Consider the following 1,016-nt stretch of genomic DNA (forward strand, 5'->3'; position numbering starts at 1 on the left):
AATCGTAAATGGGCAGAAACAATCGGGCCTTCTATGGTGCAGTTTGTTTCTTATATTTTAGAAATAAATGCGGAAAAGAAAGCTTTAAACATCCTAAGCGCTCTAAGAAATTTATCAACAAAATACGCAAAGGAAGAAATAGAAGAAGCAACTAAAACATTACTTGAAATATCAACAAATCCCACAATTTCTGTTTTAAAAGGTGTATTAGATAGAAGTCGGAAGCGTAAAAAAAGGTCAAATATCGATAACCAACAAAATAATACCAATAGTCATGGATTTGTCCGTGGTGCTGAATACTTTGGAGGGAACAAATAATGATTAATCAAGAAACATTACGTAAATTAACCGAAATGAAAATGGGAGCAATGGCAGAAATATATCAGGAACAAAGTCAGAACAAAGATTATCATGATATGGATTTCGATGATCGCTTTAATCTTTTAGTAGATTACGAGTATGATCGTCGGAAATCAAATAGACTGGCACGATTAATTAAACAAGCAACATTTGATGAGCCGACGGCAGCTATTGAAGACATAGAATATCATCCTGATCGCAACCTGGACAAGAATTCAATATTAGAGTTAGCAACAGGGAACTATATTCAAAATCACCATAACATTATTTTAATGGGGGCTTCAGGAAACGGGAAAACATGGATATCTAATGCTTTTGATGTTCATGCGTGTCGTCAATTTTACAAAGTAAAGTATATTAGATTACCAGAGTTACTTGATGAATTAGCTGTCGCAAAGTATGAAGCCGATGGCAGCTTCCGAAAGATCATTCAGAAATACAAAAAGATTGATTTATTAATACTTGATGAATGGTTATTAACTGAGCTTACAGAAGAAAATGCACTCCACGTCCTGGAAATTATCCAGTCGAGATTAAAGAGAGCATCTACTATATTCTGTTCCCAATTCTCACCGGAAGGTTGGCATTCAAAGTTGGGGCAAGCACAGGTGGCAGATGCGATTCTTGATCGTATTGTACATGATTCCTATAAAATT

General features: G+C 35.1%; 1 protein-coding gene and 1 pseudogene. Both read left to right on the forward strand.

Going from position 1 to position 1,016, the window contains the following annotated elements; genetic code table 11:
• Positions 1-318 (forward strand): annotated as a pseudogene (locus ABD010_RS10190) (IS21 family transposase); the annotation flags it as partial.
• Positions 318-1,016: ATP-binding protein (locus tag ABD010_RS10195; protein ID WP_343812656.1), on the forward strand; the 699-nt coding region annotated here is incomplete at its 3' end. The pseudogene ABD010_RS10190 and the gene ABD010_RS10195, both read left to right, overlap by 1 nt.

The sequence above is a fragment of the Virgibacillus siamensis genome, from assembly GCF_039522605.1.
GTDB classification, from domain to species: Bacteria; Bacillota; Bacilli; order Bacillales; family Amphibacillaceae; genus Lentibacillus; species Lentibacillus siamensis.